At 39.8% G+C, this 14237-nt stretch carries 11 protein-coding genes and 1 other annotated feature; of the genes, 10 read left to right on the top strand and 1 reads right to left on the bottom strand.

Annotated elements, in window-relative coordinates; all coding sequences use genetic code 11:
• Nucleotides 1-55: 55 nt before the first annotated feature.
• Both MHB39_RS16020 and secDF read left to right on the top strand, forming a co-directional pair.
• A complete protein-coding gene (locus MHB39_RS16020) occupies nucleotides 56-364 on the top strand; it encodes a post-transcriptional regulator (protein ID WP_004226703.1) in 309 nt (102 codons plus the stop codon).
• 346 nt (nucleotides 365-710) lie between these two features.
• Entirely contained in the window at nucleotides 711-2978 is a 2268-nt protein-coding gene (gene secDF / locus MHB39_RS16015; RefSeq protein ID WP_066036503.1) for a protein translocase subunit SecDF, read from the top strand.
• 106 nt (nucleotides 2979-3084) lie between these two features.
• Here the strand turns inward: secDF and MHB39_RS16010 are convergent, their stop codons facing one another.
• The gene (locus MHB39_RS16010) at nucleotides 3085-4773 is read right to left on the bottom strand and encodes a methyl-accepting chemotaxis protein (protein ID WP_342544523.1); all 1689 of its coding nucleotides are present in this window, start codon (nucleotides 4771-4773) and stop codon (nucleotides 3085-3087) included.
• Nucleotides 4774-5093: 320 nt separating this feature from the next.
• Nucleotides 5094-5334: a binding site (T-box leader), on the top strand.
• 98 nt (nucleotides 5335-5432) lie between these two features.
• Here MHB39_RS16010 and MHB39_RS16005 point away from each other — a divergent pair.
• From MHB39_RS16005 to MHB39_RS15970, 8 genes are all read left to right on the top strand, one after another.
• Entirely contained in the window at nucleotides 5433-6761 is a 1329-nt protein-coding gene (locus tag MHB39_RS16005) for a chorismate-binding protein (RefSeq protein ID WP_342544522.1), read from the top strand.
• Nucleotides 6761-7789 carry an anthranilate phosphoribosyltransferase gene (trpD, locus tag MHB39_RS16000; RefSeq protein WP_342544521.1) on the top strand — a complete coding sequence of 343 codons (1029 nt, stop codon included), beginning with the start codon at nucleotides 6761-6763 and terminating at the stop codon, nucleotides 7787-7789. The genes MHB39_RS16005 and trpD overlap by 1 nt, the downstream gene beginning before the upstream one ends.
• Nucleotides 7789-8580, top strand: coding sequence for an indole-3-glycerol phosphate synthase TrpC (gene trpC / locus MHB39_RS15995; protein WP_258859800.1), 792 nt, complete (start codon nucleotides 7789-7791; stop codon nucleotides 8578-8580). The genes trpD and trpC overlap by 1 nt, the downstream gene beginning before the upstream one ends.
• The gene (locus MHB39_RS15990; protein ID WP_315056752.1) at nucleotides 8577-9191 is read left to right on the top strand and encodes a phosphoribosylanthranilate isomerase; all 615 of its coding nucleotides are present in this window, start codon (nucleotides 8577-8579) and stop codon (nucleotides 9189-9191) included. Before trpC ends, MHB39_RS15990 begins: the two co-directional genes overlap by 4 nt.
• Nucleotides 9191-10402: a tryptophan synthase subunit beta gene (gene trpB / locus MHB39_RS15985; RefSeq protein WP_342546924.1), complete on the top strand. Its 1212-nt coding sequence runs from the start codon at nucleotides 9191-9193 to the stop codon at nucleotides 10400-10402. Before MHB39_RS15990 ends, trpB begins: the two co-directional genes overlap by 1 nt.
• A complete protein-coding gene (gene trpA, locus MHB39_RS15980) occupies nucleotides 10399-11190 on the top strand; it encodes a tryptophan synthase subunit alpha (protein WP_342544517.1) in 792 nt (263 codons plus the stop codon). The genes trpB and trpA overlap by 4 nt, the downstream gene beginning before the upstream one ends.
• Before the next feature lie 141 nt (nucleotides 11191-11331).
• Nucleotides 11332-13662 carry a single-stranded-DNA-specific exonuclease RecJ gene (gene recJ / locus MHB39_RS15975; RefSeq protein WP_048392109.1) on the top strand — a complete coding sequence of 777 codons (2331 nt, stop codon included), beginning with the start codon at nucleotides 11332-11334 and terminating at the stop codon, nucleotides 13660-13662.
• Between the two features lie 23 nt (nucleotides 13663-13685).
• Nucleotides 13686-14198 (top strand): adenine phosphoribosyltransferase, encoded by a 513-nt coding sequence (locus tag MHB39_RS15970; protein WP_004226730.1) that lies wholly within the window; start codon nucleotides 13686-13688, stop codon nucleotides 14196-14198.
• The last annotated feature ends 39 nt before the right edge of the window (nucleotides 14199-14237 follow it).

Below are 14237 nucleotides of genomic sequence, written 5' to 3'. Positions count from 1 at the left end.
ACTATTTGTATGCAAGCATGTCTTACGTTACGACTTTGATTGGAGATGATTCAAAATGAGTATGCAATATGAGCAACTATTTGAAAAGATTCGTCCGGCAATTGATAGTAAGATAGCAGAGTTCCAGCATTATCAATATAATGCTATTACAGCCGAAGAACTCTGGCGCTACTGTATTGAAAAAAAATGGCGTAAAAAGAAAGTTGAGCAACTACGTTTACATGAAGTCATTTCTACCATTTTTTCGGTATCACCATCTGATATCGTCTCATTTAATCAAGTAGAGTTTTTACAAAGTAATAATTGGTTTGAAGAAGTCAATACAGACGAGTTACAATTACTGCTTGGTCCAGTCAGAACGTAATCAATGATGTGTCAAATTTTACAATAATTCTAAGAATCCTATACGTGTTGAATTGACACCAAGCGCAACCTGTTTCATAATAAGTGTGTTGCGCTTTTTTTATTTTGAATAAGTTCTTACTTACATAAGTCTTCATTGCTTTTATTGACATTTAGAAGGCTAGTACCTAATAATACTAAGATAAACTTGCGCGTTATGAACGATTGAAATAAGTATAGCAACCTTTTTGAAGCACAGGTAACACGATTCTAGATGAAAAGGAGGATTAAACGTTTCAAAAGGTATTGCTAGTTACTTGTTTGGCGTGTAAGGACAGCCCTTACACCAATTCGAGGAGGATTTATTGATGAAACTAAAAAGTCGTATAGTTGCATTCCTACTGATTATCGTGCTATTGGCAGCAGGTATTAGTACGACTGTAAACGGCGTCTTAAAGGACATCAAGCTTGGTCTTGACTTACAAGGCGGGTTTGAAGTGCTTTACGAGGTAAATGAATTAAAAGAAGGACAAAAAATTACACCAGAAATTGTCACAGCAACATCCACTGCACTTGGTGAACGTGTAAATACGATGGGGGTTAGTGAACCGAGTATTCAGGTTGAGGACAAAAATCGTATTCGTGTGCAATTAGCTGGTGTTGAGGATCAGGAATCGGCACGTAAGTTATTGTCTACTTCTGCGAATTTAACATTCCGTGATGTGGATGATAATTTATTATTAGATGGAGACGATTTGAAAGCCAACGGAGCTAAAGGCTCTTTTGACCAACAAAATCGTCCGATTGTATCCTTAACTTTAAAAGATGCGAAAAAATTTGCTGACATCACAAGTAAAATTGCGGCAAAACCCGCAGGTCAAAATTTACTGGTTGTATGGTTAGACTTTGAAGAGGGAGTCGATTCCTATAAAGCGGAATCACAAAAAGCAAAGCCTCGCTATGCATCTGCAGCAACAGTTAGTCAAACGTTAAATACAACAGATGTTATGATTAGCGGTAATTTCTCTGTTGAAGAAACAAAAAATTTAGCAGATATTTTAAATGCTGGGGCATTGCCTGTAAAGCTAGATGAAATTTATTCAACTTCTGTTGGTGCTCAATTTGGTGATGCAGCACTGAAAAGTACTATTTTTGCTGGTATTGTCGGCGTAATAGTTATTTTCTTATTTATGCTATTCTACTATCGTTTACCAGGCTTTATTTCCATCATTACACTGGTTGTGTTTACATTCCTAGTATTAGTGGTCTTTGACTGGATTAATGCGGTATTAACACTCCCAGGTATTGCGGCCATTGTCCTTGGTATAGGGATGGCAGTAGATGCCAATATTTTAGCGGCAGAACGTATACGTGAAGAGCTACGAGTGGGTTATTCCGCTAAACAAGCCTTCCAAATTGGTTCTAAACAATCTTTATCAGCCATTGTCGATGCGCAGTTGACAACTTTATTAGCTGCAGCAGTATTGTTCCAATGGGGAACAAGCTCTGTTAAAGGATTTGCTACAACATTAATTATTAGTATTTTATTGAGCTTCTTAACAGCAGTTTGGGGCTCACGTGTCCTATTAGGACTACTTGTAAACAGTGGCTATTTCAACAGTCCTGCATGGTTTGGTATTGCAAAATCTAAACAGCATAGTCTAGATGAAAATATTGGTACATTAGATTTATCAACGAAATTCGATCGATTTGACTTTGTTCACAACCGTAAGAAATTCTATACGTTCTCATTAGCCATTTTAGTGGCTGGTTTAGTGGTTCTTGGCATCTTCCGCCTTAACCTAGGTATCGATTTCTCAAGCGGTACTCGTGTCCAAATTGAATCGAATCAAACATTAACAAAAGAAGAAGTGTCCAAATATCTAGATAGCATTGATTTTTCATCAGAAGATATCATACTCTCTGGTGAGAAAAGTAATACAGCAGTCATTCGCTATAAAGATGACCTTACACAAGCAGAAATTTTAGAATTTAAAAAAGAAGCTGGCGAAAAATATGGTCATGAACCAGCTGTAAGTACTGTATCGCCTACAGTTGGTAAGGAACTTGTAAAAAATGCGATTAAGGCTTTATCTCTTGCAGCAATAGGGATTATCATTTATGTAGCAGTTCGTTTTGAATGGCGCATGGGTATTGGTGCAATTGTTTCATTATTGCATGATGTATTCTTAATTGTTGCCGTCTTTAGCTTCATGCGTTTAGAAGTAGATATTACGTTTATTGCGGCTGTATTAACAATTGTTGGGTATTCCATCAATGATACGATTGTTACCTTTGACCGTATGCGGGAAAACTTAGATCGTTATGATACAATTAATGACCGTGAAGTATTGGCGAATATCGTGAATAAATCGCTACGCCAAACAATGGGTCGTTCGGTTAATACAGTATTAACTGTAATTATTGTTGTTGTAGCCCTATTAATTTTTGGTGCACCATCTATTCAAAACTTCTCTATCGCGTTATTGATTGGTTTGATTACAGGTATGTATTCTTCAATCTGTATCGCAGCTCAAATCTGGTATTCATTAAAAATTCGTGAAATGAAAAAATCAGATGGGAAGCTACGTAAAAAAGAGAAGAAACAATGGGGTACAGACGAGCCTACTGTATAATATAATGAGCAGAGAATGGAAAACATATGGTTTTCTATTCTCTGCTTTTTTCATGCAAAAAAAACTGCTGCCTTTTATAAAAAGCAGCAGATTTTTCATATAGTATTTACAATTTAAATTGCTGGATTAAGCCTTGTAGCTGTTGCGCATTTTCACTTAATTCTTCTGCGACAGTATTTACCTGCTGCATGGTCGCAACTTGCTCGTCAACAGATTCTGCAATCATATGAGAATTCGTTGCTGATTCGTTAGAAACATTGGCAATTTCCGTGACAGAAGCTGCAACCTGCTCTGCACTAGCAGAGATTTCTTCAGATGTGGCAGAAATTTCTTCAATTTGCTCTGTGAATGCTGCAACAGCAGAGGTGATGGAGTAGAAAGCATCTCCAGCCTCATGAATTTTGGCTACACCATCCTTTACAGAAGCTAAACCATTATTTACTGATGCTGCAACATTTTGTGTATCTGTTAGAATTTCTTTTGTAATAGCAACGATTTGATTGGCAGATTGATTCGATTCCTCAGCAAGTTTTCGTACCTCATCCGCTACGACTGCAAAGCCTTTCCCATGTTCTCCTGCTCTTGCTGCTTCAATAGCTGCATTTAGTGCCAGTAAATTTGTTTGTTCTGAAATTGCTGTAATCACTGTTGTAATTTGCCCAATTTCTTCTGATTGCTTACTTAGTTTTTGCGTTAATGTTGCAATATCAGAAGTTGCTAGTGCGATCATATTCATCTGTTCTTTTGCTGTTGCAATCGTTGCACCACCTGTATGGGCAAGCTGCTTCAGATTTTCTGCATTGTGATGAAGACTTTGAGTCGCCTCTGCAATGCGTTGGACACCTGATGCAGTTTCATCCATTGCCACAGCACTTTGCTGAGAGGCACTAGCAGAAGAAGTGATATGTGTTACATTATTTTGAATTCGTTGAGCAATATTATCGGAAGTTGCAGTTACTTCTTCAGTGCTAGCAGAAAGCTCTTCTGAAACAGCCGATAAATGGGATGCACTATCTTGAATGTTAGTCATTAAACCAGCTAGATTTTGTTTTAATGTATTGACTGCATTGGCAAGTGTACCGATCTCATCTTTTGATTGATGGTCAAGCTCAGCAATTGTTAAATCACCTTGTGCTAATGTATCTGCTGCTCCAATAACCTTGCGTAGGGGCAGGACAATGGAGGCTTTGACCATATGCATAAAATATAAACCAATAATAATACTTGCAAGGAGAAGGCTAATAGCAATGATAATAGCGCGTGAAACGGTTTGATTAACAGATTGGTCAACATTTTGAAGCTGTTCATCGTGATAAGCTAATAATTCAGTTGTTAACTTAAAAATGTCCTTATTGTATTTTGTAACATCATTATTGATGATAGAGAGTGCTAGATCCGTGTTGCCACTATTAAACGCTTGTAAAGCTTTCTGTGAATATGATAGTAACTCTTTTTGCAATTCCGTGATTTGCTGCATAATATTTTTTGTATAATCTGATCGAACAATAGTAGAAAGTTCATGAACTGTTTCAGGTAACAACTTTTCATAGCGATCTAAATTGGCCTTAGCTGTTTCGTCCTTTTTATTTAAAATATAGGAGCGTAAAAATAAACCTTGAGAAGCAAGTTGTTGTTGGATTTTATCTGTTAATTGGATTTGCACCATCCGATGATTCAATACTTCTTCTAAATCATTCTGAGTTGTTTTAAATTGAATAAATGATACGATGCTTGAGATAAAAAGTAAACATGTTAAGGAAATGAATCCTATATTTAATTTTTTGCGAACGGACATAAACTTCCTACTTTCTTTTATTATATGGAAAAAATTGATGTTCTGAAATTACTATAACTTGATATATTTACATGGTCAATAGTCAAGGAATTTTCAATCGTAGGAAATCTTATTCTCCAATAAGTTTTTATAGAAGGATAATATACCTACTTTTGATTCTTCTGATAAAATAGGAATTTCAACTTTTTTCGTCAGAATTGATTGACAATAGTATTGGATTGGCATAGAATTAAGGCTAACTTTTTGTTCGGTCAAGGTAGAAGGTCTCGGGAGCGAGGTCAGCCGAAGAACAGATGAGCTGAGTTTAGATGAGAATAGCTGAGAAATTGTTGAATAAGAGTAGTAGCATAAGTGTGTAATAAAGAGAGTCAGTGGATGGTGTAAACTGATTTACAGCTTATGTGAATGGACTTATGAGAGTCGCTTATAAAAAGCGAACGTAATTCCCCACGTTATAGGGGTGCTTTCAAGGTGTGGTTCACCATACCCATAATGAAAAGCACAAAAGTGAGAGCATATGCTCTAATATGAGGTGGCAACGCGGTCATAATCGTCCTCTGCAATTAGGAATAATCCTTTTGCAGAGGGCTTTTTTATTTTCAGTCAGCATTCGTCTAGACATTAGCTAAAGGAATCTTTGAAAAAGGAGCAAAATAGCTATGCAAACAACGAGTTCAAGAACAAAAATGAAAACGATCAATGGCGATTCTTTAACACCTATTTTGATTTTCAGACGTTTACAGGGAAAACATAAATTTTTATTGGAAAGTTCTGCTCAACATGAAGGAACGGGAAGGTTTTCCTTTATTGGGGCTAATCCCCGAAAAACATATAAAGGTGTGGGCCAAGAAATTCAGGAGGTTTCCTATAAAACTGGAAAAACATATGTGCATCAAGGAGAACTCTTTGTTCTTCTTAAACGCCTTATGCCACGTATTTCCAATACGACACAATTTCCTTTTTCAGGTGGTGCCGTTGGGTATATAGGCTTTGGCGGTACAACGATGTTCGTAGATAAAAAAATAGAATTGCCTGATGCTTATTTTCATGTCTATGAAACGATTATTGTCTTCGATCATCAAACAGATGAAGTGACATTGATTCATACAAATATTGATGCAGAAAAGCAAGAACCTGATTTGGAAGAATTGGCTCAACAAATAGTAAACGGGTATATCAGTGACGAAGCATCTTATCGTTATCAACCGCTTGATGCTACAACAAATGAATCATTTGCAAAGGTTTTACAGACAATGCAAGCTAACTTACATGATGATATAACAAGGGTAGTTTTGCCGAATCATTATGTAGCAAATTTTCAAGGTGATACGTTTGCTTTGTATCGGCAGCTACGCAAAAAAAGGCCTGCAGCCCATATGTATTATATAGAATTTGAGGAGCATGTTGTGTTAGGTACTTCTCCTGAAAGTCTAATTCAAGTAAAAGGTGAAAGAGTTATTGCGACTCCTACAGAGGGAACATATCCGCGAGGGGAAACAAAAAATGAAGACCTAGAAAATGAACACAAATTATACAACCATGAAAGCATTAGACAATCACATGCACTACTTGTTAGTGCTGTTCAGCAAGAATTACAGTCGGTTTGTTTCCGAGATTCTGTTCAGGTCATGGAGGCAATGCGTATCCAGCGGTCCAAAAAGGCACTGCACATGACGACTAGGGTGGAAGGAAAGCTTTTACCAATGCTTCATGCCCTTGATGTTTTAGCAGCAACCATATCTCCACTTTCAGCTACGAAGCTTCCGCATACAGCTGGTAATTTTGGTGCCCTTGGCTTTATTGGATTTAATGGTCATTTGGATTTTGCTTTAACAGGGAAATCTATTGTAGTTAAACAGGATAGCATGACTTTACAAGCAACAATAACTGTTACCAAATATACAAATGTGCAAGACGTTTTACACCAAGTGCAAGAGGAAGAACAGGCATTTTTACAGTTACTGGTGAACAATGGGGGGCAAAGCTAATGGAACGATTACAAAGGAAAGTACTGCAGGGAACACATCTCATGTACGAAGAAATGTTACAGGCAGCGCAATGGTTATTTCAAGATGATACACCTAAAGAAGAAATAGCAAGCTTTTTAACAGCTTTATCGGCGAAGGGAGAAACTGCACATGAAGTAGCCGCATTAGCAACTATTATGCGATCTTTTGCTCTTGATATAGCCGTAAAAGAAGGTAGCTATATGGATAATTGCGGTACAGGTGGAGATGGTCTTCATACCTTTAACATCAGTACAGCTTCTGCTTTTGTGTTAGCTGGAGCGGGTGTCAAAATTGCCAAGCATGGGAACCGTAAAATCTCTTCCTCCTCTGGTAGCTCAGATGTGCTAGAGGCACTAGGTATTCATACAGCTATTTCTATCCCACAAACAGCTCATTTGCTAGAGAGAGAGGGGATCGCTTTTATTTATGCACCGAATGTCCATCCCAAATTAAAGAGGATTGGTGAAATTCGCCGTTCATTAGGTAAACCGACAATCTTTAATCTTGTTGGTCCTTTAACAAATCCGGTCCCATTATCCACACAATTTACAGGTATTAATCGTCCGAATTTTGTCATGGAATATGCCTCAGTCTTACAAATGCTTGGACGTGAGCGGGCGATTGTCGTTTCAGGACCACAGGGCTTGGACGAGGCTTCATTAGCAGGACAAAATACATTGGTTTTAGTAGATAAAGGTGATTTAATTCCATTTTTCCTAACTGCCGAAGATGTTGGTCTTCAAACGGCACCTTTAGAGGCCATCCGTGGTGGCAATGCAGATGAAAATGCGGTGATTATGCAAAAAATATTGGCTGGGGAACAGAGTCCTTATTTAGATACAGTAGTATTAAATGCTGGTATCGGCTTATTTGGTTATGGTCAAGCGGAAACCATCAAAGAGGGTGTAGCCATGGCAAAGGAAAGTGTTTTTAGTGGGAGAGCACAACAAAAATTAGAGGCGGTTGTTACGTATAGCAAGCAAATTAAAGAAGTGGAGGTAGGATAATGAATATACTCAATAAAATTTTGCAGCAAAAAAAGATTGAGGTGGGCGCTTTGTTAGAGCAGCCAGACCCTTTAGCAAACTTTACAGATACGCCACGTCGCTCGTTAATTGAGTCATTGCGACAAGCCCATACACTGCAAGTCATTGCTGAGATGAAGCGTGCTTCGCCTTCCAAAGGGTTAATAGCTGGCGGGGCAGACCCAGTTGCACAAGCACAAATCTATGCACGAGCGGGGGCAGCAGCTATTTCGGTCTTAACCGATAAGGAATTTTTTAAAGGCTCCTTTGAAGATTTAGCAGCAGTTGCTGGTGCAGTCGATACACCCCTTCTTTGTAAGGATTTTATGATCGATCGGGTACAAATTCGATTTGCCAAGGCAGCAGGTGCATCCATTATTTTATTAATTGTGGCTGCTTTAACGGACGATGCCTTACGTGATTTATATAGCTATGCAACGGGCTTAGGCCTAGAAGTTTTAGTGGAAGTACATGATAGTGAGGAGCTTGCACGCGCTCTTGCAGTAGATGCAAAGTTAATTGGCGTTAATAATCGTGATTTACGTACCTTTGAAGTAAGCCTAGAGCGTACAAAAGAAATTGCTAATACGTTTCCATTTGATGAGAATCGAGTATTAATTAGTGAGAGTGGCATATGGACACGAGAAGATGCGAAGCAAGTAGCCTCGATGGGGGTTAGTGGTGTCCTTGTAGGTGAAGCTTTGATGAGGAGTGGAGATGCGGGGCAAGCACTACGAGATTTGCAAGTAAGTAAAGAGGGGGCATCGGTATGACAAAGGTCAAAATTTGTGGTCTACAGGAGCAAGAACATGTCAAAACAGCTGTTCATGCTGGTGCAGATGCTATAGGGTTTGTTTTTGCACCGAGTAAACGTCGTGTATCCATTGAGAAAGCCCAACAGTTAGCGAAGCATGTACCACAAGGCGTTTTAAAAATAGGTGTCTTTGTGAATCCAACGTCAGCCGAATTAAAGGAAGCAGTAGAGCGAGTGCCCTTAGATTATGTGCAATATCATGGGGAGGAAACGCCAGCATTTATTCAGGAGCAAGGTTATCCCGCCATAAAGGCATTATCGATACGAGAAAAAGAGGATGTTCAAGCGGCTGCCAACTATCAGGTAGATTATTACTTATTTGACGCGCCTGGTACAGAGTTTAAAGGCGGGAGTGGTCACACTTTTGATTGGACACTCCTTGAGCAAGTAGGGATTCCCAAAGAAAAATTACTATTAGCGGGTGGTCTCAATGTAGACAATATTGAAGCGGCTATTACGGATGTAGGGCCTTTTATGGTGGATGTTTCAAGTGGTGTAGAAACAAATGGAAGCAAGGATTCTACCAAAATACAAGCTTTTTTACAGGCAGTAAAGAGGGGGAGCAGATGATGGGAATATCAATAGCAAATAGTGTACCGACAAAAGAAGGGCGTTTTGGACAATTTGGTGGTCGGTTTGTGCCCGAAACATTAATGACAGCCTTGCTTGAATTAGAAGCTGCTTATGAGCAAGCATTACTAGACCCTGCATTTACAGAGGAGCTGTCCTATTATTTAGAAGACTATGTTGGCCGCGAAACACCGCTCTATTACGCAGAAAATTTAACGAAGGCGCTAGATGGAGCAAAGGTTTATTTAAAGCGTGAAGATTTAAACCATACAGGTGCACATAAAATTAATAATGCGATTGGGCAAGCACTTCTAGCCAAACGCATGGGTAAAAAGAAAATCGTTGCTGAAACAGGAGCTGGTCAGCATGGTGTGGCAACAGCTACTGCATGTGCATTATTAAATCTAGAATGTGTTGTTTTTATGGGAGCAGAAGATATAAAACGTCAGCAGTTAAATGTCTTTCGTATGGAGTTGCTTGGCACAAAGGTTCAATCGGTGGAAAGTGGTTCTAAAACATTAAAGGATGCTGTGAACGCTGCCCTACGTTACTGGGTGACAAATGTTGAGGATACCCACTATATTTTAGGCTCTGCCTTAGGTCCTCACCCATTCCCAAAAATTGTTCGGGACTTTCAGCGTGTCATTGGAGTAGAAACAAGAAGGCAAATCGTGCAAAAAGAGGGGCGTTTACCTGATGCAGTTGTTGCCTGTATTGGAGGTGGCAGTAACGCAATCGGTATGTTTCACCCATTCGTTGATGATGAATCAGTTGCCTTATACGGTGTTGAAGCAGCAGGAAGTGGTCTTGAAACTGGGAAGCATGCTGCTGCCATCGCAGGTGGAAAATTAGGTGTATTACATGGCGCCTACATGTATTTATTACAGGATGAAAACGGCTTTGTCCAAGAAGCACATTCTATTTCAGCTGGGTTAGATTATCCAGGGAAAGGACCAGAGCATTGTTATTTACATGATATTGGTCGAGCTCAATTTGACTCCATCACAGATGCTGAAGCACTGGAGGCACTAAAATTATTAAGCCGAACAGAAGGGATACTGCCTGCACTTGAAAGTTCTCATGCCATTGCTTATACGGCAAAACTTGCAAAGACCATGGCAAAAGATCAGATCATTGTTGTGTGCTTATCTGGTCGAGGAGATAAAGATGTTCACACAGTTCGAGCAGCACTAGGAGGGGATGTAAAATGACAACTTTACAGCAAGCGATCGATTTGGCAAAAGCTGAAGGTCATAAAGCTTTCATACCTTATATCATGGCAGGTGACGGAGGGCTAGAGACCATTAAGCCAACTATTTTAAAACTGCAGCAATTAGAGGTAACAGCTATTGAAGTAGGGATTCCTTTTACAGATCCTGTTGCCGATGGTCCAACAATCGAACGAGCAGGAGAACGTGCACTCAAAGCTGGTGTGACATTAAGAAAAGTGTTGCAAACACTCGCGTCATTTAGAGATGAAATAACAGTGCCTCTCGTAGTCATGACTTATTTCAATCCAGTATTAGCATATGGCTTAAAGTCTTTTGCGCAAGCCTGTGTAGCTGGAGGAGTTAAGGGATTAATTGTACCAGATGTCCCTTTGGAAGAGAGCGAGTTGTTACGTGATGCATTAAATCCATATGGCATTGATGTGGTACAGCTTATCTCATTGACAAGCCCTCCAGAGCGTATAGCACGCATCACAGCAGCTAGTCAGGGTTTTGTTTATGCAGTGACCGTTAATGGGATCACAGGAGCAAGATCGCGTTTTGCCGATAATTTAGAACAGCATTTTGCAAGCTTACGTCAAGCAAGTCCAATCCCTGTGCTTGCAGGCTTTGGTATTTCAACACCAGAGCAAGTGAAAAAGATGGGGGCTTTGGGAGATGGTGTAATTGTCGGTAGTGCCATTGTGACGGCATTGCATCAAGGAGATTTGGCAACAGTGGAAGCATTAGTAGCCGCCTCAAAAGGTATGTTAGAAAAGTCTACTCTTTAGAAGAGTAGGCTTTTTTGATGATGAAAGAAATGGAAAAGTGACGAATAGAAATTAAAAATCGATGGATAAAACTATCAATCTAACGGATAGTGCGCAACCTATAGAAATTCGGTATAATAGCTTTCGTAAGGAAGTGAGCAGATGATTCTATCGAAAAAAAGATGGCAGGTGGAGCGTCCTGACGCAACACTTGTACAAGCATTACAAAATGACTTACAACTTTCTGCGATTGCAGCAAAAATTTTAGCAGCACGAGGCTGCGAAACAACGGCTGAGGCAGAAAGCTTATTAAATATGACTGAGGCAAATATCCATGACCCATTTCTTATGCATGGTATGGCTGAAGCGGTAGCACGAATTGAACAAGCACTAGAAAATGGTGAGAAAATTTTAGTGTATGGTGATTATGATGCGGATGGTGTGACAAGCACAACCGTTATGTTACATGTTTTACTAGATCTTGGAGCAGACGTCTCCTTTAAAATTCCGAATCGTTTTATCCATGGCTATGGTCCGCATGAAGCCCTATTTCGGGAGGCCTATGAAGATGGTGTACAGTTAATCATTACAGTGGATAATGGTATATCTGGTATTGAGCCTATTCGAGTAGCAAAGGAGCTTGGTATGGATGTCATTGTGACAGATCACCATGAGCCAGGTGAGGAGCTACCACCAGCAGATATTATTCTTCATCCCCGAATACCAGAAGGGCAATATCCATTTGGCGAGCTAGCAGGAGTAGGGGTAGCCTTTAAGCTGGCACATGCTCTTTATGGTGAACTACCAAGCCATCTAATAGAATTTGTGGCGATTGGCACTGTAGCAGATTTGGTTCCGTTGGTGGATGAAAATCGCTATCTCGTGAAGAGGGGCATACAAGAAATGCGTCGTTCCCTTAGTCCATGGGTACAAGCGATGTGTGACATAGCCAGTACAGAGCAGATGAAAATTACAGAAGAAACGATTGGCTTTTATTTTGGTCCACGATTGAATGCTGTTGGTCGTCTAGGTGAAGCAGCTCCTGGTGTCGAATTATTAATGGCGGAGGATAATGCTAAAGCAACCGCATTGGCAAAAAAGCTAAATGCCTGCAATACCGAGCGCAAAGATATTGTGAAAAGTATTACAGATGAAGCCATCGCACTGATTGAAGCAGATGAAAAAATCGGCAATTCCTTAGTTCTTGTTGTTGCTGGCGAGGGCTGGAACGCAGGTGTTGTAGGAATTGTAGCCTCACGTCTCGTTGAACTGTATTACCGCCCAACGATTGTGCTGTCACTCGATCCCGAAAAGGGCATAGCAAAAGGTTCTGCTCGAAGTATTGAAGGTTTTCATCTATATAATGAACTAGCTAAAAATCGAGATATTTTACCGCATTTTGGTGGACATCCTATGGCTGCAGGTATGACCTTATCATTAGAGCATGTGGATGAACTACGTACTCGCTTAGATGCTCAGGCAAGAGCCTGTTTAACAGAGGAGCAATTAACACCTGTAGTGCATATTGATATACCGCTCAGCATAGACGAAATTTCAGCGGATGCTATTGAGGAAATTTCAACACTAGGACCATTTGGCACAGATTTCCCTAAGCCTGTGTATGTGCTGGAGGATGTAGAAATCGCCTCCATGCGTAAAATTGGAGCGGGCGAGAATCATATTAAAATGGAAATAACAAACGGCTATGATAAATTGGATAGTGTTGGTTTTAATAAAGGGCATTTACATGATGAATTAACGTATGGCATCAAAGTTTCCTTTATAGGCGATTTGCAAATTAACGAATGGCAGGGACGTAAAAAAGCCCAATTTATGATCGAGGATGTCCAAACTACAGAATGGCAGTTATTTGATATTCGTGGTATTCGTCAAACAGCTCGATGGCTGAATACGGTACCGAAGGACGTGGCCCGGTTTATCGCCTTTCGTCCAGAAACGATGACCTATTATCAATCATTAATCGGTGCACCTATTACACTGGTTGACCCAGCCCTTTCAAATATTGAACAAAGTGATTACATCGTGCTCTTAGACTTGCCACACAATGTTCAAAAGCTAGAGGACGTTTTACAGAAGACAGCCCCTTCACGTATTTATGCTCATTTTTATATGCCTGACTCGCAATACTTCAGTGGTCTACCTACTCGTGAGCAATTTGCTTGGTATTATAAGTTCTTGAAAAATCGACCAGCCTTTCCGCTTGATATGCATATCGCAGATTTAGCGAAGCATACGGGGTGGCCATTAGATACACTAAAATTTATGACACAGGTGTTTTTTGAGCTTGATTTTGTTAAAATGGAGAGTGGACTGACGACTGTCAACGTGAATGCTCCAAAACAAGCACTAACAGAGGCACCGTCTTACAAACAACGTTCAGAACAGATTGAAATGGAGCAAAAGCTTGTCTATGCTCCTTATATAGAATTAAAACAATGGTTTGATGAACGTTTAACATCAGCGGACGAATAACGTTTCGTAGGAGGAGCAATAACATGGATTTAAAGCAATACGTTACAACGGTTGAAAATTGGCCGAAAGAGGGAATTACCTTCAGAGATATTACAACAATTATGGATAATGGTCCTGCATACAAATATGCAACAGACCAAATCGTAGAATATGCAAAAGAAGTGGGCGCTGAAATTATTGTTGGCCCTGAGGCACGTGGTTTTATTATCGGTTGTCCAGTTGCCTATGCACTTGAAATCGGCTTTGCCCCTGTTCGTAAACCTGGTAAATTACCACGTGAGGTAATTAGTGCAGACTACGGTCTTGAATATGGTAAAGATACGTTAACAATGCATCATGATGCAATTAAGCCTGGTCAAAAAGTTTTAATCTGTGATGATTTACTAGCGACTGGTGGTACAGTTGAAGCAACGGTTCGTTTAGTAGAACAATTAGGTGGTCAGGTAGTAGGCTGTGCATTCCTGATTGAACTTCTAGAATTAAATGGTCGCGAAAAGCTTGGCGATTTAAATATTAAAACACTTATTCAATATTAAGAGCATGGCAAAAAGCGCCCTACACTGTGGGCGCTTTTT

Origin of the sequence: Lysinibacillus sp. FSL K6-4013 (assembly GCF_038630435.1) — a bacterium.
GTDB lineage: Bacteria > Bacillota > Bacilli > Bacillales_A > Planococcaceae > Lysinibacillus > Lysinibacillus boronitolerans.
The sequence above is the reverse complement of the archived record's forward strand: the minus strand, read 5'-3'. Positions and strand labels throughout refer to the sequence as shown.